Source organism: Thioclava sp. F42-5 (genome assembly GCF_002213195.1).
Lineage (GTDB): Bacteria > Pseudomonadota > Alphaproteobacteria > Rhodobacterales > Rhodobacteraceae > Thioclava > Thioclava nitratireducens.
Map to the genome: position 1 here is coordinate 818,603 of NZ_NBNZ01000001.1, position 23,181 is coordinate 841,783.

The 23,181-nt window shown below is 65.0% G+C and carries 20 protein-coding genes; 13 read left to right on the forward strand and 7 right to left on the reverse strand.

What is annotated here, in order from left to right; genetic code table 11:
* Positions 1–147: 147 nt before the first annotated feature.
* From B6V74_RS03685 to B6V74_RS03705, 5 genes are all read right to left on the reverse strand, one after another.
* Complete coding sequence (locus B6V74_RS03685; RefSeq protein ID WP_088721973.1) at positions 148–1,161, reverse strand: oligopeptide/dipeptide ABC transporter ATP-binding protein; 1,014 nt, start codon at positions 1,159–1,161, stop codon at positions 148–150.
* Positions 1,158–2,135 carry an oligopeptide/dipeptide ABC transporter ATP-binding protein gene (locus tag B6V74_RS03690; RefSeq protein WP_075776286.1) on the reverse strand — a complete coding sequence of 326 codons (978 nt, stop codon included), beginning with the start codon at positions 2,133–2,135 and terminating at the stop codon, positions 1,158–1,160. The genes B6V74_RS03685 and B6V74_RS03690 overlap by 4 nt, the downstream gene beginning before the upstream one ends.
* A gap of 1 nt (position 2,136) precedes the next feature.
* Positions 2,137–3,060 (reverse strand): ABC transporter permease subunit, encoded by a 924-nt coding sequence (locus B6V74_RS03695; RefSeq protein ID WP_075776287.1) that lies wholly within the window; start codon positions 3,058–3,060, stop codon positions 2,137–2,139.
* Between the two features lies 1 nt (position 3,061).
* Positions 3,062–3,985 carry an oligopeptide ABC transporter permease OppB gene (oppB, locus tag B6V74_RS03700; protein WP_075776288.1) on the reverse strand — a complete coding sequence of 308 codons (924 nt, stop codon included), beginning with the start codon at positions 3,983–3,985 and terminating at the stop codon, positions 3,062–3,064.
* Positions 3,986–4,050: 65 nt separating this feature from the next.
* Complete coding sequence (locus tag B6V74_RS03705) at positions 4,051–5,670, reverse strand: peptide ABC transporter substrate-binding protein (RefSeq protein ID WP_341865727.1); 1,620 nt, start codon at positions 5,668–5,670, stop codon at positions 4,051–4,053.
* Positions 5,671–6,091: 421 nt separating this feature from the next.
* Here B6V74_RS03705 and B6V74_RS03710 point away from each other — a divergent pair, with 421 nt between their 5' ends.
* From B6V74_RS03710 to B6V74_RS03760, 11 genes are all read left to right on the forward strand, one after another.
* Positions 6,092–7,534: an MFS transporter gene (locus B6V74_RS03710; protein WP_088721974.1), complete on the forward strand. Its 1,443-nt coding sequence runs from the start codon at positions 6,092–6,094 to the stop codon at positions 7,532–7,534.
* A gap of 143 nt (positions 7,535–7,677) precedes the next feature.
* Positions 7,678–8,697 carry an aldo/keto reductase gene (locus B6V74_RS03715; protein ID WP_088719135.1) on the forward strand — a complete coding sequence of 340 codons (1,020 nt, stop codon included), beginning with the start codon at positions 7,678–7,680 and terminating at the stop codon, positions 8,695–8,697.
* Positions 8,698–8,922: 225 nt separating this feature from the next.
* Positions 8,923–9,294: a hypothetical protein gene (locus tag B6V74_RS03720; protein ID WP_075776291.1), complete on the forward strand. Its 372-nt coding sequence runs from the start codon at positions 8,923–8,925 to the stop codon at positions 9,292–9,294.
* The gene (locus B6V74_RS03725) at positions 9,291–11,597 is read left to right on the forward strand and encodes a pyrroloquinoline quinone-dependent dehydrogenase (RefSeq protein WP_240497039.1); all 2,307 of its coding nucleotides are present in this window, start codon (positions 9,291–9,293) and stop codon (positions 11,595–11,597) included. Before B6V74_RS03720 ends, B6V74_RS03725 begins: the two co-directional genes overlap by 4 nt.
* A 208-nt stretch (positions 11,598–11,805) precedes the next feature.
* Positions 11,806–12,315, forward strand: a complete 510-nt coding sequence (locus B6V74_RS03730; RefSeq protein ID WP_088721975.1) for a 2Fe-2S iron-sulfur cluster-binding protein — start codon at positions 11,806–11,808, stop codon at positions 12,313–12,315.
* Complete coding sequence (locus B6V74_RS03735) at positions 12,315–13,337, forward strand: xanthine dehydrogenase family protein subunit M (protein WP_088721976.1); 1,023 nt, start codon at positions 12,315–12,317, stop codon at positions 13,335–13,337. The genes B6V74_RS03730 and B6V74_RS03735 overlap by 1 nt, the downstream gene beginning before the upstream one ends.
* On the forward strand, positions 13,334–15,529 hold the full coding sequence (locus tag B6V74_RS03740; protein ID WP_088721977.1) for a xanthine dehydrogenase family protein molybdopterin-binding subunit: 2,196 nt from the start codon (positions 13,334–13,336) through the stop codon (positions 15,527–15,529). Before B6V74_RS03735 ends, B6V74_RS03740 begins: the two co-directional genes overlap by 4 nt.
* A complete protein-coding gene (locus tag B6V74_RS03745) occupies positions 15,519–16,436 on the forward strand; it encodes an XdhC family protein (RefSeq protein WP_088721978.1) in 918 nt (305 codons plus the stop codon). Before B6V74_RS03740 ends, B6V74_RS03745 begins: the two co-directional genes overlap by 11 nt.
* A 3-nt stretch (positions 16,437–16,439) precedes the next feature.
* Positions 16,440–17,012, forward strand: a complete 573-nt coding sequence (locus B6V74_RS03750) for a nucleotidyltransferase family protein (protein WP_088721979.1) — start codon at positions 16,440–16,442, stop codon at positions 17,010–17,012.
* 47 nt (positions 17,013–17,059) lie between these two features.
* Positions 17,060–18,055 carry a DNA topoisomerase IB gene (locus B6V74_RS03755; RefSeq protein ID WP_088721980.1) on the forward strand — a complete coding sequence of 332 codons (996 nt, stop codon included), beginning with the start codon at positions 17,060–17,062 and terminating at the stop codon, positions 18,053–18,055.
* Positions 18,056–18,198: 143 nt separating this feature from the next.
* Positions 18,199–18,687 (forward strand): fasciclin domain-containing protein, encoded by a 489-nt coding sequence (locus tag B6V74_RS03760; RefSeq protein WP_075776298.1) that lies wholly within the window; start codon positions 18,199–18,201, stop codon positions 18,685–18,687.
* Between the two features lie 141 nt (positions 18,688–18,828).
* Here the strand turns inward: B6V74_RS03760 and B6V74_RS03765 are convergent, their stop codons facing one another.
* The gene (locus tag B6V74_RS03765; protein ID WP_075776299.1) at positions 18,829–19,335 is read right to left on the reverse strand and encodes a hypothetical protein; all 507 of its coding nucleotides are present in this window, start codon (positions 19,333–19,335) and stop codon (positions 18,829–18,831) included.
* 1 nt (position 19,336) lies between these two features.
* Positions 19,337–20,788: a trehalose-6-phosphate synthase gene (locus B6V74_RS03770; protein WP_088721981.1), complete on the reverse strand. Its 1,452-nt coding sequence runs from the start codon at positions 20,786–20,788 to the stop codon at positions 19,337–19,339.
* 343 nt (positions 20,789–21,131) lie between these two features.
* On the opposite strand from B6V74_RS03770, the gene B6V74_RS03775 reads away from it, so the two are divergent.
* Positions 21,132–22,187: an AI-2E family transporter gene (locus tag B6V74_RS03775; protein WP_088721982.1), complete on the forward strand. Its 1,056-nt coding sequence runs from the start codon at positions 21,132–21,134 to the stop codon at positions 22,185–22,187.
* A 33-nt stretch (positions 22,188–22,220) separates the two neighbouring features.
* On the forward strand, positions 22,221–23,030 hold the full coding sequence (locus tag B6V74_RS03780) for a hypothetical protein (RefSeq protein ID WP_077701143.1): 810 nt from the start codon (positions 22,221–22,223) through the stop codon (positions 23,028–23,030).
* Positions 23,031–23,181 lie beyond the last annotated feature (151 nt).

The window sequence follows — 23,181 nt, forward strand, 5'->3', positions numbered from 1 at the left end:
GGGGGATCCTCCGAGACAATTGGCTCCTTGCCGGAGCGCTCTATCCGGGGATCGTAACAGTCTTTTGACCGATTGGACAAAGACCTTGCGTCAACCTGCGCAAATCCGCGTGAGCAGGCGATGCATCACCGCCCGCCGCACAAGATTTCAGCTCTCCGACAGCACCGCCTGCACTTCGGCCGCAGGGCCGGGATGGTGACAGAAGACCTGACGCCCGGCGACCTCCTCGGTCGGCGGTGTCGTGGCGCAGACCTCGCTCGCCCGCGGGCAGCGGGTGCGCAGCGGGCAGCCCGATGGCGGGTTCAGCGGGCTCGGCAGATCGCCTTCCAGCGCGATCAGGGTCTTGTTGCGCTCGATCTCCGGGTCTGGGATCGGCACCGCCGACAGAAGCGCCTGCGTGTACGGGTGCTGCGGCTCTGCAAAGAGCTTCTCGGTAGCGCCCGCCTCCATCATCTGGCCCAGATAAAGCACCATCACCTCGTCGCAGACATGGCGCACAACGCTGAGGTCATGGGCGATGAAGATGATCGTCAGGCCCAGATCGCGGCGCAGATCTTCGAGAAGCGCGATAACCTGCGCCTGAATCGAGACATCGAGCGCCGAGACCGGCTCATCGCAGATCAACAGCTTCGGCTCCACCACCAGCGCGCGGGCGATACCGATGCGCTGACACTGGCCGCCCGAGAACTCGTGCGGGTAGCGGTTGATCTGGTTCGGCAGAAGACCGACCTTCTCCATCACCTCGCGGACCTTCTGCTTGCGCTCCTTGCGGCCCATCTTCGGGCGATGGGTGCGCAGCGGCTCCGCGATGATCTCGCCCACGGTCATCCGCGGGTCGAGCGAGGCCAGCGGATCCTGAAAGATCATCTGGATGTCGGAACGATATTTCAGCATCTGCCGCGGCGAGAGCGGCAGCAGATCGGTCTCGCCCTCCCAAATGATCTCGCCCTCGGCGGGCAGCATCCGGATCAGCGCGCGGGCCAACGTGGACTTGCCACAGCCGGACTCGCCCACGATGCCGAGCGTCTTGCCCTGCTCCAGCTTGAAGTTCACGCCATTGACCGCGCGCAGCTTCGGCGGCTCGGTCCACGGCAGGTCCGAGGCGCGGCGGATTTCGAAAGTGACCCGAACGTCGCGGGCCTCGATCAGCGGGGTCGTCATGCGGCGGCCTCCTCGATCGTTTCAATGGAACGGTGGCAAGCGCGGGCGCGGCCCGGCGCGAACTCCGTCAGCGGCGGCATAACGTCGGCGCAGACCTCTTCGACGAAATCGCAGCGTGGGCAGAACGGGCAGCCCTTCGGCGCGCCGGTCATATTCGGCGGATTGCCCCGGATCGGGGTCATCGCGACTTCCGCATCGAGACGCGGCAGCGCGGCCAGCAAGCCCTTGGTATAGGGATGGGTCGGGTTGGCGAACAAAGGATCCACGGGCGACTGCTCCATCACCTGACCGCCATACATGACGATCGCCCGCTCGCAGAAGCCCGCGACGACGCCAAGATCGTGGGTAATCAGCACGGTCGCCATGCCCAGCTCGCGGCGCAGCTCGCCCAGCAGGTCCATGATCTGCGCCTGCACGGTGACGTCGAGCGCGGTCGTCGGCTCATCTGCGATCAGCACATCTGGTTTGCACAGAAGGGCCATCGCGATCATCACGCGCTGGCGCATCCCGCCCGAGAATTCATGCGGGAACAGACGCACGCGGTTCTTCGCGTCCGGGATCTTCACCAGTTCGAGCATATGCGCGGCCTCAGCCACGGCGGCGCGCTTGCCCAAGCCCTTATGCAGCATCAGCACTTCGGCCATCTGGTCCGAAATCCGCATATAGGGGTTGAGCGCGGTCATCGGATCCTGAAAGACCATCGAGATCCGGTCGGAGCGCAACTTGTTCAACTCGGGCTCGGGCATGTTCAGGATCTCCCGCCCGTCGAATTTCACCGAGCCCGAGGCCTTCCCATTCGCGGCCAGTAGCCCGAGGATCGAGAAGCTGAGCTGCGACTTGCCCGAACCGGACTCGCCGACGATGCCCAGCGCCTCGCCGCGCTCGAGCGCGAAACTGACGCCGTTGACGGCGTGAACCTCGCCCTCCTGCGTTGCGAACCGGACATTGAGGTCGTTGACTTCCAACAATGGCATATCAGCGCTCCTTCGGGTCGAGCGCGTCACGCAGCCCGTCCCCTACGAAATAGAAACCGAACAGGGTGGTGACGAAGAAGAACAGCGGGAAGGCCAGCTGCCACAGCGTGCCGTAGCTCATCGTCCCCGCCCCTTCAGAGATCAGCGCCCCCAGCGAGGTCTGCGGCTCCTGCACGCCGAGCCCGAGGAAAGAGATGAAACTCTCCGTCAGGATCATCAGCGGCACCAGAAGCGTCGCGAAGACCACCACCACGCCCACGAGGTTGGGCAGGATGTGGCGCCGGATGATCGTGGGGGCCGGCACGCCGATGGCGCGCGCGGCCTCGACATAGTCTCGGTTCTTCAGGGTCAGCGTCTGGCCGCGCACGATCCGCGCCATCTCCAGCCAGGATATCAACCCGACGCCCACGAAGAGCATCCCGATCGAGCGGCCATACATGACCAGCAGCAGGATCAGCACGAACATGTAAGGGATCGCCAGCAGGATATCGACGAGGCGCATCATGAAGCCGTCGACGCGGCCCCCGAAATAGCCTGAGATCGCGCCATAGACCGTGCCCACGGACACCGCGATCAGCGTGCCGATCACGCCGACCAACAGCGAGATCTGCGTGCCCTGCACGGTGCGCGCGAACAGATCGCGGCCCAGATCGTCGGCGCCGAAGTAATGGCCGTTGGCGAAGGACGGCGCAGAGGCCGTGGCATCGCCCATCACGTTGTAGTCGATGTCGGAATTGTTCCACGCCGCGATCAGGTTGCCGAACAGCGCGAAGGCCACGACGAAGACGAGCAGCGCCAGCCCGAAAATCGCGGCCTTATTGTTGAAGAACCGCCGGCGCGCGTCCGCCCAGAGCGAGCGGCCCGCCACGTCTTCGCGGCTCGTTGCCTCGGCGAGCGAGGTCATCTTGGATTCGTCTATGACCATGTCAGTACCGGATTTTCGGGTCGATCCATCCGTAGACGATATCGACGACAAGGTTGAACAGGATGGTCAGCGTGCCCAGCAGGATCGTGATCCCCATCATCACCGCGTAATCGCGGTTGAGCGCGCTATCCACGAAGCTTTTGCCGATCCCGCCGGTGGTGAAATACACGTCCACGATCACCGAGCCGGTGATCATCGAAACGAACGCCGGACCGAGATAGGAGATCACCGGCAGCAGCGCGGGTTTCAGCGCGTGACGCATGATGATCTTGCGCTTCGGCAGACCCTTGGCCCGCGCGGTGCGGATGTGGTTCGAACTCAGCGTTTCCAGCATCGACGAGCGCGTGATCCGCGCGATCGATGCCATGTAGGAGGTCGAGAGCGCGATCACCGGCATGATCCAGAAACGCGGATCGTCGAAGCTCCAGCCGCCGCCGGGCAGCCAGTGCAGCGACAGCGTGAACACCAGCACGAGGATCGGCGCCATCACGAAGTTCGGCAGCACCTGCGCGCCGATGGAAATGCCGACGGCGAGGTAGTCGAGCCACGAGTTGCGCTTGATCGCGGCGGTGACGCCGAGAGTGACGCCTACCAGAACGGCGGCGATGAAGCTGAGGAAGCCGTAGGTCAGCGTGACCGGGAAGCCCTGCGCGATGATGTCGTTCACCGAGCGGTCCTTATACGAGAACGACGGCCCGAAATCGAAATGGGCGACCACGTTCCACAGATAGGTCGCGATCTGCTTCCACAGCGGCTGGTCGAGCCCGTATTTCGCGTTGAGATTGGCGAGCACCTCGGGCGGCACGGCCCGCTCCGACGAGAACGGCCCGCCAGGCGCCGTGTGCATCAAGAGGAAGCTCGCGATGATGAGCACCAGAAGCGTCGGGATCGCGATGGCGAGACGCTTGAGAATGTAGACGATCATAAGAGTGTCCCGAAATAGGTCGGGCGGGCCGATCGCGCGGCCCGCCCGTTATCGTTTCAGCCGGCTTACTTTGCGACCTTGTACATGTTCTTCGCGTACCAGTTCAGCTGGACGTTATCGAACGGGTAGCCCTTGATCTGCGGGTTCAGCAGCATCGGCAGCGAGTAGGCGTAGATCGGCGCGAGCGGCATGTCCTCGGCGAGGATCTTTTCCGCCTTGGTATAGTCCTCTTGCGGATCTTCCGCCGTCTTCGAGTCCTTCATCAACTTGTCGTATTCGGAATTCGACCACTGACCCGAGTTCTGATCCGACCACGAGGTGTTCACGTCGAGATAGGTCGAGGCCTCGTTGTAGTCGGCACACCATGCGGTGCGGGCCACGTCGAAGTCATGCTGCCCGTTGAGCTTGTCGAGATAGACCTTCCACTCGTAGTTCTCGAGCGTCGACTTCACGCCGATCTGCTTCCAGAACTGCTGCACCGCGATCGCGATTTTCTTGTGGTCGGCCGAGGTGTTGTACATGATCCGCAGGTTCAGCGGGTGATCGGGACCGTAGCCGGCTTCCTTCAGAAGCTCCTTGGCCTTGTCCATCCGTTCCTGCTGGGTCATGTCGGCATAAGCCACGTCCGGCGCCTTGAAGTTCGCGGTCGCCCAGTGGGTCCAGGTATAGGCCGGTTTCTGGCCGCCCTTGAGGATCTTGTCGACGATGATGTCGCGGTTGATCGCGTAGGACAGCGCCTTGCGGACCTTCACGTCCTTCAGCGCCTCGGGGCCGTTCGGGCCGACGTTGAAGCGGTAGGCGTAGACGCAGGAGCGCGGCGGAGCGTGCGCGGCATCCGGATACTCATCTTTCAGACGCGGATACTGACCCGCCGGGGTCTGCACGAAGTCCAGCTCCCCCGCCTCGTAGCGCGTCAGCGCCTGGTCGTTGTCCTGGATCGGGATGAACTTCAGATCGGTCAGCGTGACATTCGCGGCATCGTAATAAGCGTCGTTCTTCACCAGCTCGATCGAGTCGCCGATTTTCCAGCTCTTCAGCTTGTAAGGACCGTTGACGACCATGTTCTCGGGCTTGGTCCAGTCGGAACCGTATTTCTCCACGACCTTTTGCGGCACCGGGAAGGTCGAGGACAGAACGAGCATCTGGCGGAAATAGGGGATCGCGCTGTCGAGCGTGACCTGCAGCGTATGGTCGTCGAGCGCCTTCACGCCAAGTTCGCTCGGCTTCTTGTCGCCCGCGATCACGTCATGGGCGTTCTTCACCTGCATCAGCTCGATATACCACGAGTATTGCGAGGCGGTCGCCGGATCGGCGAGGCGTCGCCATGCGTAGACGAAATCCTGCGCGGTGACGGGATCGCCGTTCGACCATTTCTCATCGCGCAGGTGGAAGGTGTAGGTCTTCTTGTCGTCGGAGACCTCGTAGCTCTTGGCGAGCGCAGGCACGAGATTGCCGTGATCGTCCTGCTGGTAGAGACCTTCGAACATCTGCTGAAGAACGTCGTTACCGTCCTTCGATGTGCTCAGATCCGGATCGAGCGTCTTCAGATCGTCCTGCAGCCAATAGGTAAAGGTCTGGTCAGCGGCGAGCTTGGTGCCTTCCGGCACTTTGCTCGACTGGGCGAGAACGGGTGCGGCGCTGCCCAACATCAGGGCAAAAGCGGAGATCGCGGCAATCGACTTCAAGGGATACCTCCATTTCCGGGGTCCGGTCGCGCGCAACGTTAAGGCGAGCGCGGGGCCCCGTTTTTTCGTTGATAGGGCATCAAGGGCATGATCGCGGCATGGCGCAAGTCTGACGTAACGGTGCTCACACCCATGTGAGAGCGCATTTCGCGGGCCTCCGGGAAATCTTTTTGAAACTTGCGCGAGGCCCTTTTTTTTCGCAACGAACGCCAAGCCCCGTTGCCCGCACCCAAGCCTCCCCGCGCCGTTCCCCTTCGAATCCCTGCGCCCGCGATGCATCCACTCGCGCGCCCCTGTGCGTATGTATTTTGACACACTCGAAAGTTGTTCCGCGTGACCCCTCCGAAAGACCCACTATTGACCAGCTTCGCCCCTCCGCTAGCTACCCTTGGCGTTACAGCCGCGACAGAACGGACTCCGAATGGCCGAACCCGAACAAGCATCCCCGCTTTCGCCCACCCGCCGCTGGGCCGCCGCAGCCGTGTTGCTGCTGGCGAACTTCATGAACCTGATCGACATCACGATCGTCAACGTCGCCCTGCCGTCGATGAAGGAAGAGTTGTCGGCCCCGCCGAACCTGATCGAGTGGATCGTCGCGGGCTATACCTTCTCCTTCGCGATCCTGTTGCTGCCGGCGGGACGGATGGGCGACTTGCTGGGACGGCGCAAGCTGTTCGTCTCGGGTATCGCGCTGTTCACTACCGCCTCGCTGATATGCGGCATCGCCCCGGGCATCGGCACGCTGGTCACCGCACGCATCGCGCAGGGCGTCGGTGCCGCGATCATGACGCCGCAGACGCTGGCGCTGGTGCCGCGCTTGTTCCCGCCGGAGCAGCGCGGCGCTGCCTTCGGCCTGTTCGCGCTGACCGCCGGGCTGGCCTCGGTGGCAGGGCCGATCATGGGTGGGTTCCTGCTCACCGCCGATATCTACGGGCTCGGCTGGCGTCCGATCTTCCTCGTGAACATTCCCCTCGGCATCGCCACCTTCATCGCCGCGCTGATGCTGGTGCCCAAGGGACAGGGCAACCGCAAGCTGGGCATCGACAAGGTGGGCATCGCGATCGCCGCCGTGGCGATGCTGGCGCTGCTGTTCCCGCTAGTCGAGGCGCCGTCGATCGGCTGGCAGGGATGGATGTATCCGATGATGCTCGCGGCCCCGGTCCTTGGCTGGATCTTCATCCGCTGGCAACGCCATCAGGAAGAGCGCAAAGCCCCGCAGCTTCTGCCGATGCGCTTGCTGCGTTCCGGCTCGTTCCTGTCGGGCAGCCTTCTGAACGCGGCGCTATTCACCGCGGTGCCGAGCTATTTCTTCACCATCGCCCTCTACCTGCAGGCGGGCTACGGGCTCACCCCGCTGCAATCGGGCCTGACGACGACGCCCTTCCCGGTCGGCGTCCTGCTTGCTTCGGCCACGACCGGCTGGTTCGGGGACCGCTGGATACGCTGGCGCGTGACCGGAGGCGGCATGCTGCTCGCGACGGGCTTTGCGGGCCAGCTATGGGCGATCTGGTCAATGGGCGACGCGATCAGCTGGTGGCGGATGGCACCTTGGTTCTTCCTTGGCGGCTTCGGCATGGGCAACACCGTGTCGCCGCTGTTCCAGGTCGCGCTCTCGTCGGCGGACAGCAATGACAGCGGCTCGGCCTCGGGTGCGGTGCAGGCGCTCCGTCAGGTCGGAATCTCCTTCGGGATCGCGATCATGGGCGGGATTTTCTTCGGCATGTTGGGCGGCGCGGATCAGGGCGATCACGAGGCCTATCGCAGCGCGATGATGTCGGCGATCGGCTACGCGCTCGTTGTCGCGACGGCGGTGATCCTCACCCCGTGGTTCACGCCGATGAAGCTGGAGCGCGCCAAGGACTGACGCCTCCGCCCTCTCGCGCGATGACACGATCGTGCGCGCCAGCCCTACCCTGCGACGCTCGCCGCGAGCGCGGCGCGCCCCATCTACCCGGACCAGAGGGGCCGTCCGAACCGGGCCCCCGACAGATGCGAAAGGAGCGATCCATGCGTTACAGACCTCTCGGCCCCAGCGGCCTCCTCGTCTCGGAACTTTGCCTCGGCACGATGACCTTCGGCGGGTCGGAGGGCATGTGGGGCCAGATCGGCCAGCTGCGGCAGGATGACGCCGACGGGCTGGTGAAGACCGCGATCGACGCGGGCATCAACTTCATCGACACCGCGAATGTCTATGCCGGTGGCGAGAGCGAGCGCATCCTCGGCCAGAGCCTGCGCAATCTCGGTATCGCCCGCGACGAGGTGGTCATCGCGACCAAGGTGCTCGGCCCGATGGGCGAAGGCATCAACCAGCGCGGTGCGTCGCGCTATCACATCATGGAGCAGTGCAAGCAGAGCCTGGAGCGGCTGCAGCTCGACCATATCGACCTCTATCAGATCCACGGCTTCGACCCGATGACGCCGATCTCGGAAACGCTGGAGGCGCTGACCACGCTCGTTCAGCACGGCCATATCCGCTATATCGGCCTGTCGAACTGGGCCGCGTGGCAGGTGATGAAGGCGATCGGCATCGCCGAGGCCCGCAAGCTCGCCCCGATCCTGTCGCTGCAAGCCTATTACACGATCGCCGGGCGCGATCTGGAACGCGAAGTGGTGCCGATGCTGCGCGACACCGGCATGGGCCTGATGGTCTGGAGCCCGCTCGCAGGCGGTCTGCTGTCGGGCAAATACGACCGCGACGGCAAGGGCTCCGACGGGCGCCGCGCCAATTTCGACTTCCCGCCGGTCGAAAAGGACCGCGCTTTCGACCTGATCGACGCGATGCGTCCGATGGCGGAGAAGCGCGATGCGAGCGTGGCGCAGATCGCGCTGGCATGGCTTCTGCATCAGGAAGTAGTCACCAGCGTCATCGTCGGTGCGAAGCGCGAGGACCAACTGACCGACAACATCGCCGCGACGAAGATCACGCTCGACGCGGAGGAGTTGGAGAGCCTCGACAAGCTCAGTGCCCTGCCCGCGGAATATCCCGGCTGGATGCTGGAGCGTCAGGGCGAATATCGCCAGCGCTGAAATAGGGGCGCACATCTCTCACGACACCGCGGCGGGCGGGGCGACGAAATCGCTCCGCCCGCTTTTTCGTGCTGCTGCATCCTCTCGCATGCTGGCCACCAAAGCGGCAGAGGCACCCGTGCCAAGCGCGTTCCTGCGCCCGGGGCTCAAATCAGTTCAATTTTCATGGACCTCAAAAGACACACCGCGCGTTGGGCGATAAAGCACCTACCAAGGAGAGTTCCGTTGGCACATTCCCGCTCAGCGTCACGGCCACGCAGCATCCTGACTGTTTTGGGGGCGCTCGTCGGCGCCGCCATCGCGATCTGGAATTACGTCACCCCCATGACCGGCGTGACCGGCACGTTCGGCGCAGGGCTGGTGATCGCCTCCTCCGTTTTGATCGCTCTCGCAGGGATCGCGATCCAGATGACAGAGCCGGGCGGAATCCGCACGACATTGCGCGTCCTCGTGGCGCTCGGCCTGATCGGCACCGCTGCAGCTGGCTATTTCCTGCATGAATGGTGGCTGATCGCGGCGATGGGCGTCGTGCTGATCGGCCTCATTTACGACATCGCCTCGAGCCGGGGCGCGCGTTCGAAAGGAGCTTACGCATGAACCGCAAGACCGTCTCGCTCGCCTTCGCCCTCGCCTTCTTTGCGGCCGCCGGGTACGCGCAGGACACGACCGCGACCGACAGCACCGCAACAGATACGACGACCCAACCCGCAGCCGACAGCGGCACGACCGATACCGGCACCACGTCGCGCACGGATACGGCAACCACGGATGCAGGCACGCAATCGGACACGTCCGGCACGGGCGCCGGTACGAACACCGATACGGGCGCTACCGCAGACAGCGGTTCCACGGAGACGGGTTCCACGGGCACGGGCACCCAATCCGACACCCAAACCAATCAGAACCAGCAGACCAACGACCCTGCCGCCAACGAGTCCACGCCTTCGGGCCCCGAGGCCAGCACGGGTCAGGCCAAACCGGTGGCGGATAGCGTCGCTCAGCCGATGCTCGCCAGCGGCACGCGCGAGCGCAACGGCAAACCGCTGGTGCCTGAGAAGCCCGTCTGGAACAGCTTCCACGGTCAGCTCTCCGCACAGAAGTATTCGCCGCTGACCCAGATCAATCCCGACAACGTGAGCGATCTGGAGAAGGTCTGGCAGGTCCATACCGGCGACGTCTCAGATGGCTCGGGCGACAAGCCCGCGACCGTTTGGTCGGCCACGCCGATCTTCGCCAATGATACGCTCTATATCGGCACGCCCTTCTACCGCGTGCTGGCGCTCGACCCGGCCACGGGCGAGCAGAAATGGGCCTTCGACACGAAATCCAAGCTCGAGGCGCTGACCCAGCCCGCGCTGAAGAACCGCGGCGTCGCCTATTGGCAAGCCGAGAACCCGGTCGCGGGCAAGGTCTGTCAGAAAATCGTCTATATCGGCACGATGGATGCGCGGCTCTTCGCGCTCGACGCCGATACCGGCAAGCCCTGCCCCGATTTCGGCAAGGACGGCGTGCTGGACGTGAACCAGTGGAACACGGTCAACGACCGCTTCCCGCTCTCGGTGCTGCAGCCGCCGACGGTTGCGGGCAATCACCTGATCCTCGGTTGGGCCGGTCAGGACTGGGAATGGGCCGAAGCTCCTCCCGGTGCGGTCTTCTCAGTCGATGCGCAGACCGGCAAGCTGCAATGGTCCTTCGAGACCCTGCCCGAGAACATCCGCCGCAAGACCGGCACCGCGAATGTCTGGACCGCGATGTCCGTCGATCCGGGTCTGAACATGGTCTACCTCCCGGTGGCCTCGCCCTCGCCGAACTATTGGGGCGGCAACCGAACGCAGCAAATCCCCTACGCAACCTCGACCACCGCGCTCGATCTCGATACCGGCAAGGTCGTCTGGTCGCGCCAATGGGTCCACCACGACATCTGGGACTATGACATCAACTCCGCGCCGACGCTGATGGACATCACCGTCGACGGCAAGGAAATCCCGGCGCTGATGCAGGGCACCAAGATGGGCTTCCTGTTCGTCGTGAACCGCGAGACCGGCGAGGATGTCTGGCCGATCGAGGAACGTCCCGTCCCTCAAGGCGACGGCACGGTGAAAGGTGAGGTCTATGCGAAGACCCAGCCCTTCCCGACCAAACCGGCGCCGCTTCTCGACCAGTCGAAAAAGCCGGAGGTCTGGGGGATTGCCGATCTAGTTTCCGGCGGCGCCTGCTCGAAGCTGTTCGACAACCTCACCTACAAGGGGATGTACACCCCCCCGACCACCACCGGCGAAGGCACGCTGGCCTATCCCGACAGTGCGGGCGGCGTGCAGTGGGGCGGCGTGGCCTTCGATCCTAACGCTCAGATCGCGGTCGTGAACACCTCGCATATCGTGCAGTACATCAAACTGTGGGAGCGCCAGAACTACGAGAAGAACGCCAGCGGCTCGGGCAACGAAGCGGGCTTCTACCCGCAGAAAGGCGCGCCCTACGGCATGAGCCTCGGCAACGCGCTGAACTGGCTCGGGATGCCGTGCTGGAAACCGCCCTTCGGCGAGCTGGTCGCGATCGACATGCACACCGGCGACGTCAAGTGGCGCAAGCCGCTGGGCAGCTCGCAGAAATACGGGTTCTTCATGCCAGAGAGCATGGGCTCGCCCACGATCGGCGGTCCGGCGGTGACCAAGTCGGGGCTGATCTTCATCGGCGCGACGATGGATGCCAAGGCGCGCGCCTACGACATCCAGACCGGCAAGGAGTTGTGGTCCTCGCAGTTGTCGGCCCCGGTCGTCGCGAACCCGGCGATCTACGAGTACAAGGGGCGCGAATACGTGGCCTTCATCTCGGGCGGCAACTCGATCCTGAAGCCCGCCGTGGGTGATCTGGTGGCCGTCTACGCGCTGCCGCAGAACTGATCGCGGCGCAAAACACAGGCCGGGCGGCGCGGCACGGACCGCGCCCCCCGCCCAAGACGCGAACCGCGTCCGCAAAGCCCTCACCGCAACGTGAGGGCTTTATCTCAGGAACCTGTGCCGCGCGCGCGGTGTTCCACATTCAGCCGGTTTGAGCGCCTGCCTCCCCAGATGGCTGCGCCAAGCCCGAATTCCGGACAAGGGGGACCCCATGAAGGTTTCATTTCACGTCAATGGCGAGGCGCGCGCGCTCGACCTCGATCCGCGCGTGACGCTGCTCGACGCGCTGCGCGATCATCTACAACTCACCGGCTCGAAGAAGGGCTGCGATCATGGCCAGTGCGGCGCCTGTACGGTGCTCGTCGATGGCCGCCGGGTGAATTCCTGCCTGAGCCTCGCAGTGATGCATGAAGGCTCCGAGATCACGACGATCGAGGGGCTCGGCACGCCCGAGAACCTCAACCCGCTGCAGCAGGAATTCGTTTCCTGCGACGGCTACCAGTGCGGCTATTGCACACCGGGTCAGATCATGTCCGCGACGGGCATGCTGGCCGAGGCCAGGGAAGGCGCTCCCAGCCATGTCAGCGACAGCCTCACCGGAAAATCGGAGCTGACCGATGCCGAAATCGCAGAACGCATGAGCGGCAATCTCTGCCGCTGTTCGGCCTATCCCTTCATCCGCGAGGCCATCTCGCGTGTCGCCGAAGCGGAGGAGAAATAATGAGACCTTTCGATTATCTCCGCGCCAACGCACTCGATGACGCGGCCTCCAAGGCGGGTGACGGCGCGCAGTTCATCGCCGGAGGCACCAACCTGCTGGACCTGATGAAGCTGCAGGTGATGACCCCCGAGACGGTCATCGACATCAACCATATCGACGGGCTGGACAAGATCGAGCCGCATGAGGGCGGGCTGAAGATCGGCACGTTGGTGCGCAATGCCGACCTTGCGGCCGATCCGCAGGTGCGCCGCGCCTATCCGGTGCTGTCGCGCGCGCTGCTCGCCGGCGCTTCGGGACAGATTCGCAACAAGGCGACCACGGGCGGCAACCTGCTGCAACGCACCCGTTGCCCCTATTTCTATGATCCCGCAATGGCCTGCAACAAGCGCGACCCCGGTGCGGGCTGCGCCGCGAAGGGCGGCGTAAGCCGTATGCTCGCGATCCTGGGCACTTCGGCCGCCTGTCGCGCAGCCCACCCCTCCGATATGGCGGTGGCGATGCGCGCGCTCGATGCGCAGGTGGAAATCCGTGGCACCGATGGAGCGACCCGCACCGTGGCGCTGGACGAGCTTTATCAGCTGCCCGGCGAAACCCCGGAGATCGAGACCTGCCTCGAGCCGGGTGAGATCATCACCGCAGTGATCCTCCCTGCCCCGCAGCCGAACGCGACGCAGAGCTATCGCAAGATCCGCGACCGCGCCTCTTACGCATTCGCGCTCGTCTCGGTCGCCGCCGTGGTCGAAATGGACGGCGAGACGATCAAGACCGCCTCGCTCGCTTTCGGCGGCATCGGCGCGCGCCCCTGGGCGGATGCGCAAGTCAACGCGATGCTCGAAGGCGAGACCCCCTCGGAGGAGCTGTTCGGCAGGGCCGCCGACGTGCTGCTGGCCGACGCTGTCACCGACGAGGGCAACGATTTCAAACGCGAGATGACCCGCCGCGCATTGGTCGCGGTGATGCGCGAGGCGACGGGCATGGCCCCGGCCTCGACCGGAACGGACAAGGTGGAGGCGCTGGCATGAGCGACACGTTCACGATGGATGAAGCGCAGCCGCGGCTGCTAGATGAAACCAATCAGGGTCTGGTCGGCGCTCCGCTCGATCGTCCCGAGGGCAAGCTGAAAGTCACCGGCACCGCGCCCTATGCCGCCGAATTCGCGCTTGAAGGCATGGTCCACGGCGTGATGCTGCGCGCGACAATCACGCGCGGCAAGGTCACCGGCTTCGACGAGAGCGAAGCGAAGAAACTGCCCGGATATGTCGGGCTGTTCCACGGGCCGAAATTCGTGCGCAACCCGGCGCAGGGCATGGCCGGTGCGTCGCCCGTGCAGCCCGGAGACCGCATCGATTATCACGGCCAGCCGATCGGCCTCGTGGTCGCGGAAAGCTTCGAGACCGCGCGCGATGCTGCCGCCCGGATCAAGATCAGCTACGAACAGAACCCCGGCGCACCGGTCGACCCGGCCGGGGTGGATCTCGAACTGAACGAGGGCCGCGAAAGCATCCAGGGCGACCTCGACGCCGCGATGGAGAAGGCCGCGCAGTCGGTGGATATCGAATACACCACCGCTGGTCACGTCTCGGCGGCGATGGAGCCGCATGCCGGTATCGCCGAGTGGAAGGACGGTCGCCTTGTTCTACATGGGTCGCTGCAGATGGTGCGATTCAACAAGGAGGAGCTGGCCGATGCGATTGGCGTCGAGTCGGACAAGGTGCATATCCTCGCGCCCTATGTGGGCGGCGGGTTCGGCTCCAAGCTGGGCATTTCTTCGGAACATATCGCGGCGGCGCTGGCCTCGCGCGAGCTCGAACGCCCGGTGCGGATCGTGCTGAGCCGTCAGACCGTTTTCGACGCCGTGCTGCGCCGCACCGAGACCTGGCAGCGTCTTCGTCTCGCCGCCGACGAGAGCGGCAAGCTGACCGGGATCGGTCACGAGGATCGAGTCTCCAATCTCGAAGAGGAAGCCTTCTCCGAACCGGTGAATGCCGCGAGCCGCTTCATGTATGCCGCGCCCAACCGGGTGATGCGTCAGCATATCTCTCGCAATCACCGCACGCCCTCGGGCTCGGTCCGCGCACCCGGTGAAGCGGTCGGCACCTTCGCAATGGAGACTGCGATGGACGAACTCGCGGAGAAGCTGGGTATCTGCCCGGTGGAACTGCGGCTGCGCAACATACCCGAAAAGCATCCCGAAACCGGTCAGGCCTATTCGGCCCGCGCGCTGGAGGAAAGCCTGCGCGAAGGCGCGAAGCGCTTCGGCTGGGACCAGCGCCCCAAGACAGGGACGCGCCGCGAAGGCGAATGGCTGATCGGCATGGGCGTTGCGGGCGCCGGGCGGTCGAACTTCCTCGTGCCCTCTGCGGCGCGCGTCACGCTCAGCGCGGACGGTGCGTTGGTCGAGACCGACATGACCGATATCGGTACCGGTAGCTACGCCATCCTCGGCCAGATCGCGGGCGAGATGCTTGGCCTGCCGATCGATAAGGTCTCCGTGCATCTGGCCGATAGCGACCTGCCGGGCGCGTCGGGCTCGGGCGGCTCCTTCGGGGCGTCGTCGTCTGGGTCTTCAGTCTTCCTCGCCGCGCGCAAGATCCGCGAACAGCTTGCCGACAAGCTCGGCTGCCGGATCGAGGATCTTAAGCTCGGCAACGGCGAGGTCTCCGGCGACGGCAAGAGCGCGAAGCTGGTGGATCTGCTCAGCGATCCGATCAGCGCCGAAGGCAGGATCGAGGGCGGCAAAACCGCCGAGACCCACTTCTCGGCAGGGTATGGCGCGCATTTCGTTGAAGTCGCCGTGAACGAGGTGTCGGGCGAGGTGCGGGTGCGTCGGATGCTCGGCGTTCTCGGGATCGGTCGCGTGCTGAACGAGAAGACCGCGCGCAGCCAGGCCGTCGGTGGCATGGTCTGGGGCGTGGGCGCGGCATTGCTCGAGGAGCTTGGTCACGATCCGCGCACCGGCCATATTGTCACCCGGGATCTGGCCAATTACCATGTCGCCTCGCATGCGGATATTCCGCGCGACATCGAAGTGGTCTTCCTGCCCGAACGCGACGACGAGGCCAACCCGATCCAGTCGAAGGGCGTCGGCGAGCTCGGGATCTCGGGCTCCGGCGCCGCGGTGATCAACGCGATCCACAACGCGACGGGCATTCGGCTGCATCACTATCCGGCCACGCCGGACAAGGTTCTCAAGGGGTTTGCTGATGGACGGTAGTCCGCTCCGCGCGCGCGCACATACTGAAACCCGGCTCGGCATGGCGGAGATACCGCTGCCCGCGCCGGGACGGTTGGCGGCGCTGGCCATTCTGACGCGGATCGAGGGGGCGGGTTACCGCCCCCTCGGTGCCGCTATGAGCCTCGACGATCGCGGCGACATCCGGGGCCATCTCTCGGCGGGCTGCATCGATGCCGATATTGAGCTGCATCTGAAAAAGGTCGCACAGGACGGCTGCCCGCGGCACTTGCGCTACGGCGAAGGCTCGCCCTTCATCGACCTCGTGCTGCCCTGCGGCGGCGCGCTCGACATCGCCGTGATCCCTGCCCCGCCGGTCTCCGATCAAGAGCGGATGGCCAAGGCGGTCGCTGCCCGCATGCCGTTTTCGCTACACCTGTCGGGCGCGCAGGGCGTTCTGACGCTCGCGCCGCAGCCCGAGACCGATCTGAGCCTGCATCTCGTGCCTGAGCCGCGTTTCGTGGTCTTCGGCACCGGGATCGAAGCCGAGACTTTTGCCCAGCTCGCGGCGGGGGCGGGCTATCAGGCCGATCTCGTCATGCCCGAACCGGTGACCCTGCCCGGCGTGACGAGCCACGAATTCCGGCGCAGCAACCCGCTTGGCGAGATCGCGCCCGATCCACGCATGGCGGCGCTGTTGTTCTTCCACGATCACGACCGGGAAATCCCGATCCTCGCGCAGCTTCTGGAAAGCGACGCGTTCTTCATCGGCGCGCAGGGAAGCCGCCGAACGGCACGTCAGCGCGCGGTGGCGCTGCGCCGCAAAGGGCTCTCGGAAGCCGCGATCTCTCGGCTTCGCGGTCCGGTCGGCCTCATCGAACAGGCGCGCGAGCCGCGGCTGTTGGCGGTCTCCGTGCTGGCCGAAGTGCTGCAACTCGCGCGGGTCTGAAGCTTGGCGCGCAAGATCATGGGCGTGGTTCTTGCGGCGGGCGCGTCGCGGCGCTTCGGTGCCCGTGACAAGCTGGCCGCGCGTTCCGGCGGAGAGGCCGCGCTCGTGCTGCGTGCCGCGGAAACGCTGCGGGGCCTTGGCCTCCCCCGACGTGCCGCGATCACCCGCGGCCCCCGGCTTCCGAAGGAGATCCGCGGCGCGGGCCTCGACCTTTTCTGCATCGGACCGGGCCGCGCCCAGAGCGCGAGCTTGCATCGCGCGATCCGCGCCGCGCACGCCAGCGGGGCCAGCCATCTCCTGATCGTCCTTGGCGATATGCCCAATGTCTCGCGGGCGCATCTGCGCCAGCTTCTCGCGACACCCGGGCCGCATCCGAGGATGGCCACCTCCGAGGGCCGCCTCGCACCGCCCGCGCTGATCCCGCGCAGGCTGTTCGGCGCGGCTTTGCGGCTGACAGGCGACCGCGGCGCCGGGGCGTTGCTGCGCCGCGCCCCCGACCTGCGACGGATTTCGCTGCCGCCCGGAACGCTGCACGATATCGACCGCCCCGATGACTTGCGCGAAGCCCCGCGATAGGCGCGACACGCGGGGAACTGCGCCGAGACCCCCGGCGTTCTCGCCCCATGAAAGATCTGCCCGATCTCGTCTATTATCCCGATGACCGACCAGGCATCACGCGCCGGCGCTGCGGGCGCGGGTTCACCTATACCGCCCCGGATGGCACGACCATCGCGCGCGGTGCCGAGCGTAGGCGGATCGAGGCACTGGCGGTGCCGCCCGCCTACGAGGACGTCTGGATTTCACCACGTCCGAACGGGCATCTGCAGGCGACGGGGCGCGACGCGCGGGCGCGCAAGCAATACCGCTACCACCCTGACTGGACCGAGTTTCGCGCGCAGCGCAAATTCGACCGGCTCGCGGAATTCGGCACCGTGCTGCCACGCCTGCGTCGCGCGATCCTGAACGATCTGCGCGGCCATGATCCGGGCGACCGGGCCTTCGCGCTGGCCGCGGTTCTGGCGCTGCTCGACCGGACCGCGATCCGCGTCGGCAATGCCGATTACGCCCGCGAGAACCGCAGTTTCGGCGCGACGACATTGCGTGGCGCGCATATGACGCTCGACGGGGACACGCTGCATTTCTCCTTCACCGGCAAGGGTGGCGCGCAGGTCGAAAGCGAGCTCCGCGACAAGACGCTGGAACGCGCCCTGACGCGGCTCGACGATTTGCCGGGCGCCGAGCTGATCACGTGGCTGGACGAGGCGGGGGAGCCCCACTCCGTGCGCTCCGAGGAGGTGAACGCCTTCCTCACTGATCGCACCGGGGCCGAAGGGCTGACGGCGAAGACCTTCCGGACGTGGAACGGATCGGCGGCGGCGCTCGAGGCAGCGATGCGGCAGGCGGATGACGGGCGCGTGACGATCAAGGTGATGGCGGAGGCTGCCGCCGCGCGCCTTCACAACACGCCGGCGATCGCGCGCAATTCCTATATCCACCCCGAGGTAATTGCACTGAGCGAGACCGAGCCGAAGACGCTCACCAGCCTCGCTCAGGACGCTCCGGCGGTGGACGGGCTGCGCCGCGCCGAGGCGCAGTTGCTCCATCTTCTCGACGGCTGACCGCTTCGAACGCCCGCGATCACGCGACATCACAAATCCGCGCAAAATTGCGAGCCGCGCGTGATCCGATACCGCGCATCTCCCGTATCTCTCACATGATCCAACATCGGATCTGCCAACGATCCAACCAAGGGAGAAAGAGAATGCTGAGAAGAACCTTCATGGCCGCTGTCCTCGCCGGAACGGCGCTCGTTTCCGCCCCCGCCCATGCCGACAATCATGGCGGAATGGATATCGTCGACACCGCCGTGAACGCAGGCAGCTTCGAGACGCTCGTGGCCGCCGTGCAGGCTGCGGGTCTCGTCGACACGCTCAAGGGCGATGGCCCCTTCACCGTCTTCGCGCCCACGGATGAGGCCTTCGCCGCGTTGCCCGAAGGCACCGTCGATGACCTGCTCAAGCCCGAGAACAAGGACAAGCTGACCTCGATCCTGACTTATCACGTCGTGCCCGGAAAGGTAATGTCCGGCGATCTGAGCGACGGGATGATGGCCGCGACGGTGCAGGGCTCGGAAGTCACGATCAAGACCGACCCCGCGGTCATGGTCGACGACGCCAGCGTCACGCAGGCGGATGTCGAAGCCAGCAACGGCGTGATCCACGTGATCGACAAGGTGATCATGCCCAAGTGACGGGCTTCAGGCAAAGCCCCGAGCATTAGGGAGGCCTGTCGAGGGTCCGCTTTTCGACGAGCCGATCCCGGGCCGTTCGCGCAGCTTCATGCGCGAGCGGCTTGTTCTTTGGCCGAGCGCTCGGCCCCGGACAGAACCCGTTCAGGCATGTGCGCTCAGGATCGAGCCGCTCCCGCCAGGATCGCCGCCACCGGCGACCAGGTCGCTTTCCGCGGGCAGATCGTCGGCGTGAATGACCGGCGCTCCGGTGATACGCGACAGGTTCTGTGCGATTGCTTCGATTGCGGCATGGCACGCGTGATCGCCATCGTGCTTGGGCACGAAGATGCGCGTCAAACCATGCGCCTGCATGATGTAGGACAGCACATGCGCGATCGAGCCATGCTCTTCCGGATCGGAGAGCGCCTCGTCTTTATAGGTCAGGAAGGATGCGCAGATCGGCGTCGCGCCACAAGCGCCGAGCTGGGCGATCAGCGCCCCGCGCCCACCGCCTTCTTGCGACAGGCAAACGATGTGAGAGCGGTCATCCTTCAGTGCCTCGATGAACGCGCCGTGGCACTCGAGATCGCAATTCCCGGGATGAAGCATCAGGACGAGCGCGCCCTCCTCCGACGCGGTCGTCTCCAGATTTCGTGACATCATGGTCATATCAGACCTCCTCCTTTGAAATAGAGCGGCGCGCGCGCGGGTCGAATTCCCGGCCCTCTTCTTCGTCCCGAAGCCATTCGGCGGCGCGCCCGGTAATGCGCAACGCGGGTGTGCAGGCGGCGAGCCGATTGAGGAAGCTGCGCGCCCAGATCCGCGTATCGGTCGCCTCGACTACCTTCAGGCAGGCGGTATGGCGCGCCTGACGCTCCTCGAGCGGCATCGTGAGCGCCCGGCGGATCGCGGCCGCCGTCTCGTCGACGTCATGCGGGTTGACCAGCAGGGCCTCGGTCATGTCCTCTGCGGCGCCAGCGAACCGCGACAGCACCAACACGCCCGGATCTTCCGGGTCCTGTGCCGCGACATATTCCTTCGCCACGAGGTTCATCCCGTCCGCAAGCGGCGTGACGAGCGCGGCTCGTGCGCCGCGCAGCAACCCCGCGATCTCGTCGCGCGGCACGGGGCGGTGCAGGAAACGGATCGGCGCCCAATGGACCTCGCCGAAGCGTCCGTTCACCTGCCCCGCGATCTGCTGCAGATCGGCGGTGATCTCCTGATAGGCCCGCACGCTTTCGCGCGACGGCGGGGCGATCTGCACCAGCGAGGCGCGCGGCCCCGTGTCGTAGCTTTCGAGGTAGCGTTCGAACGCGCGGAAGCGTTGCGGCAGCCCCTTGGAGTAGTCGAGCCGGTCGACGCCGATGACATAGGCGTCGCCGAACAATTCGTGCGCGGGCGGCGGCGCGCAGTCCTGCGCCGCCCGGGCGAAACTCTCAGCCGAGATACCGATCGGAAAGGACCGGACGGATACCTCCTGCGCGCCGAATTTGATCGCGCCGTCGGGCAACATTTCTGCCCTCGGATCGGCGCGGAACATCTCGAGACAGCGCGCCACGTCGGCCCGCGTCTGCAACCCGACGAGATCGTAATGCGCCAGCCAGCGCGCGAAGGCGGGCGGATCGGGCAACACGTCGAGATCGGTGATGTTGGGGAAAGGGATGTGAAGGAAAAAGCCGATGCGATTGGTTACGCCGAGGCTGCGCAGCTCCTCGGCCAACGGGAAGAAATGGTAGTCGTGAATCCAGATGTGATCTTCGGGCGAGATCACCTCGGCCATCTGCTGCGCGATACGGCGGTTCACCCGGAGGTAGCCCTCGTCGAAGCTGCGATTGATCTCTACCAGATCGGTGCGGTGATGCGCGATCGGCCAGAGCACGGAATTGGCGAAGCCGAGGTAATAGGCCTCGCGGTCTTCCTCGGTCAGACGGAAGGCGAGCTTGTCGTATTGGGTGCCCCCCATATCGATGAGGGCGGGCTCTTCGGACCCGATTTCGGGATGCGCGCCGATCCAGATGCCGCCCTTTTCGCGCAGCGCCTCGTGGAGCGCCACCACGAGCCCACCCGAGGGCGTCGCCTCGGAGGGAATGCGGTTGGACACGACGATGAGACGGGCGGGCATGACTGAAAAAACCTCCGGATTGAACGAATGGTGACGGCTGTCACGTCTGAAATATTCGTCCGCTCAACGCCCCCTTGAAGCGCGCAGTTCCGCCCGATGGCGGAGCGTCGGCAAAAAAGTTTAGGCGATTAACATAAGACATTCCGAACTTTTTGTTCGGGTACATTTTTTCATATCTTTTCATCTTGTTCCGAGAAGTCCGGGAAAAACAGCTTGCTTCGCGCGCGTACGAGGGGACGCCAAAGCGGGATGACAATTCACTTCCGCAGTGTCGCGCGCACGGAACCTCGACGGAGGCGACTGGTTGGCTTTTCAACAAGCGAAACCTGCCACGGAGAGCGACATGTCACACCCGGCTCAACCCCGCACAGAAGACGCGCGTCCGGCGCCGCGGGGGCTGCGCGCATGGGTCACGCGCGAGCGGATCGCCTTCTGGCTGCCGATCGCGATTTTCCTTCTGCTGGTCCTGATCGCTCCCCATATCCTGCTGCTGATCTTCGCCGGGCTGCTCATCGCGGTTTTTCTGCGCATGGGCGGGAACGCGATCGCGCGCAGGCTGCGTATTGGCGAAGGCTGGGGGCTCCTGATCTACGCGCTGCTGCTGATCGGGCTTGGGGTGCTGTTCTTCGTATATGCAGCGCAGGGGCTGTCAGACCAGCTCGACCAGTTGCTGAGCGCCCTGCCCGAGGCACGAAAGCAGGCACAGCAATTCATCGACTCGCATGGCTGGCTGCATTCCTTCACGCGCTCGATCGATCTGGGCGCGATGGCGCCGTCCGGCGAAGGGGCCGCGACGACCGTGATGGTGTCGATTGGCATGCTCGGGAACGCGTTGCTGATAACCTTCATCGGTGTCTACGGCGCGGTGGAGCCGCAGTTGTATCGGCGCGGGATCGCCGCGCTCTTTCCGGCCTCTGACCGCGACTGGATCGTCGCGAGTTTCGCGACCGGCTGGGCGGCCCTGTCTGGCTGGCTCTTCGCGCAGATGATTTCGATGACGGTGATCGGCGTGCTGACCTTCATCGGCCTTTGGGCGCTGAACGTGCCGCTGGCCGCGATCCTCGCGATCCTCGCAGGGCTTCTGACCTTCATTCCCAATATCGGCCCGGTCCTGTCAGCGATCCCCGCCATGGCGATGGGTCTGACGGTGAGTCCGATCACGATGCTTTGGGTCGTGCTGCTCTATCTCGGCGTTCAGGCGCTCGAGAGCAATGTCGTCACACCGCAGATCCAGGAGAGGGCGATGTCGCTGCCGCCGGCGCTGGTGATCGCGTTCCAACTGCTGATGGGCAGCTTCTTCGGCATTCTCGGGCTCGCGCTCGCGACGCCTCTGCTCGCGGTCCTGATGCTAATGACGCGGCGCCATTACCTGCCGCTCGTCAGACCCGAGACCGCCTGACCATCTTTCCTTTCCATCCCTCCGGAGCTTTCCTTGACCACTTTCCTGATCCTCCTCGGCGCCGCCCTCGTCGCGATTTCACTTTGGGATATCCTTCTGTGCGCGTTGGGCGCAGGACAGTCCGGGGCGCTCTCGCGTGCCGTCGCGCGGTTCGGCTTCGCGCGGATGCGCACGATTGGTCACACGCGGATCGCGCATCGGATTTGCGGACCGGTGACGATGGCGTGGCTGGGCGCGGTCTGGATCGCTGCGGTCGCCTTTGGCTGGAGCCTGATCTTCTTCGCAGCGAGCCGATCGCTCGAAACGACAAAGGGCCTGCCTGCGGCGAGCTTCGCCGACAGCCTCTCCTACGCCGGGCACCTTCTTTCGACGCTGGGCGGCGGCTACGCCAACCCCGCGGGCACCGGCTGGTCGCTGATCTCTGTCATCACCGGGGTGACGGGAATGCTGGTGCTTACGCTGGCGGTGAGCTTTGTCTTCTCCACCACGCAGGCGGCAGCGCAGGGCCGCGCGGTGATGGCGCTGGCTGAGGTATTTCCCCCGGGCTCCGACGAGTTCACCGGGCAGTTCCTGCCGCAATTTTCCAGCTACGTCGCACAGGTGAAATCCATTCCCTTCGCCCTATTCTACAGCACCGCGCGGCCGCAGCGGAGACTGCCGCGCGGGATCTACCGCCTCTGGAGAGACGCACGCCTGACAGAGACACAGCGCCGCGCGCTCCGGATCATCCTGCATGAAATCCCCGGGCTGGAGGAGGTCGCTCCCGAGCGGTTCGACGGCGCGCTTCTCGATTGGGCGATGCGCCACGACCTGTGCCCGAACGAGATGAGGCGCAGCCAATGACACACAGCCTCGCAGGACCAAGAAACGCGCATAACGTGGAGCGGCCCGCATGGTTCCGTGAAAAAAACGTGTTGGGCAGCCGAACTTGTCCGACGAGGAGGTCGGTCTACCGTTTCCGCACACCCCCTTGTGCACGCGAGTTTGCCATGTC

Excerpts from the sequence above, each read along its gene's own strand:
- oppB (WP_075776288.1), bottom strand. The coding sequence starts at position 3,985 with ATGATCGTCTACATTCTCAAGCGTCTCGCCATCGCGATCCCGACGCTT.
- B6V74_RS03690 (WP_075776286.1), bottom strand. The coding sequence starts at position 2,135 with ATGCCATTGTTGGAAGTCAACGACCTCAATGTCCGGTTCGCAACGCAG.
- B6V74_RS03745 (WP_088721978.1), top strand. The coding sequence starts at position 15,519 with ATGGACGGTAGTCCGCTCCGCGCGCGCGCACATACTGAAACCCGGCTC.
- B6V74_RS03685 (WP_088721973.1), bottom strand. The coding sequence starts at position 1,161 with ATGACGACCCCGCTGATCGAGGCCCGCGACGTTCGGGTCACTTTCGAA.
- B6V74_RS03695 (WP_075776287.1), bottom strand. The coding sequence starts at position 3,060 with ATGGTCATAGACGAATCCAAGATGACCTCGCTCGCCGAGGCAACGAGC.
- B6V74_RS03710 (WP_088721974.1), top strand. The coding sequence starts at position 6,092 with ATGGCCGAACCCGAACAAGCATCCCCGCTTTCGCCCACCCGCCGCTGG.
- B6V74_RS03775 (WP_088721982.1), top strand. The coding sequence starts at position 21,132 with ATGTCACACCCGGCTCAACCCCGCACAGAAGACGCGCGTCCGGCGCCG.
- B6V74_RS03715 (WP_088719135.1), top strand. The coding sequence starts at position 7,678 with ATGCGTTACAGACCTCTCGGCCCCAGCGGCCTCCTCGTCTCGGAACTT.
- B6V74_RS03770 (WP_088721981.1), bottom strand. The coding sequence starts at position 20,788 with ATGCCCGCCCGTCTCATCGTCGTGTCCAACCGCATTCCCTCCGAGGCG.
- B6V74_RS03740 (WP_088721977.1), top strand. The coding sequence starts at position 13,334 with ATGAGCGACACGTTCACGATGGATGAAGCGCAGCCGCGGCTGCTAGAT.
- B6V74_RS03760 (WP_075776298.1), top strand. The coding sequence starts at position 18,199 with ATGCTGAGAAGAACCTTCATGGCCGCTGTCCTCGCCGGAACGGCGCTC.
- B6V74_RS03730 (WP_088721975.1), top strand. The coding sequence starts at position 11,806 with ATGAAGGTTTCATTTCACGTCAATGGCGAGGCGCGCGCGCTCGACCTC.
- B6V74_RS03765 (WP_075776299.1), bottom strand. The coding sequence starts at position 19,335 with ATGACCATGATGTCACGAAATCTGGAGACGACCGCGTCGGAGGAGGGC.
- B6V74_RS03755 (WP_088721980.1), top strand. The coding sequence starts at position 17,060 with ATGAAAGATCTGCCCGATCTCGTCTATTATCCCGATGACCGACCAGGC.
- B6V74_RS03725 (WP_240497039.1), top strand. The coding sequence starts at position 9,291 with ATGAACCGCAAGACCGTCTCGCTCGCCTTCGCCCTCGCCTTCTTTGCG.
- B6V74_RS03735 (WP_088721976.1), top strand. The coding sequence starts at position 12,315 with ATGAGACCTTTCGATTATCTCCGCGCCAACGCACTCGATGACGCGGCC.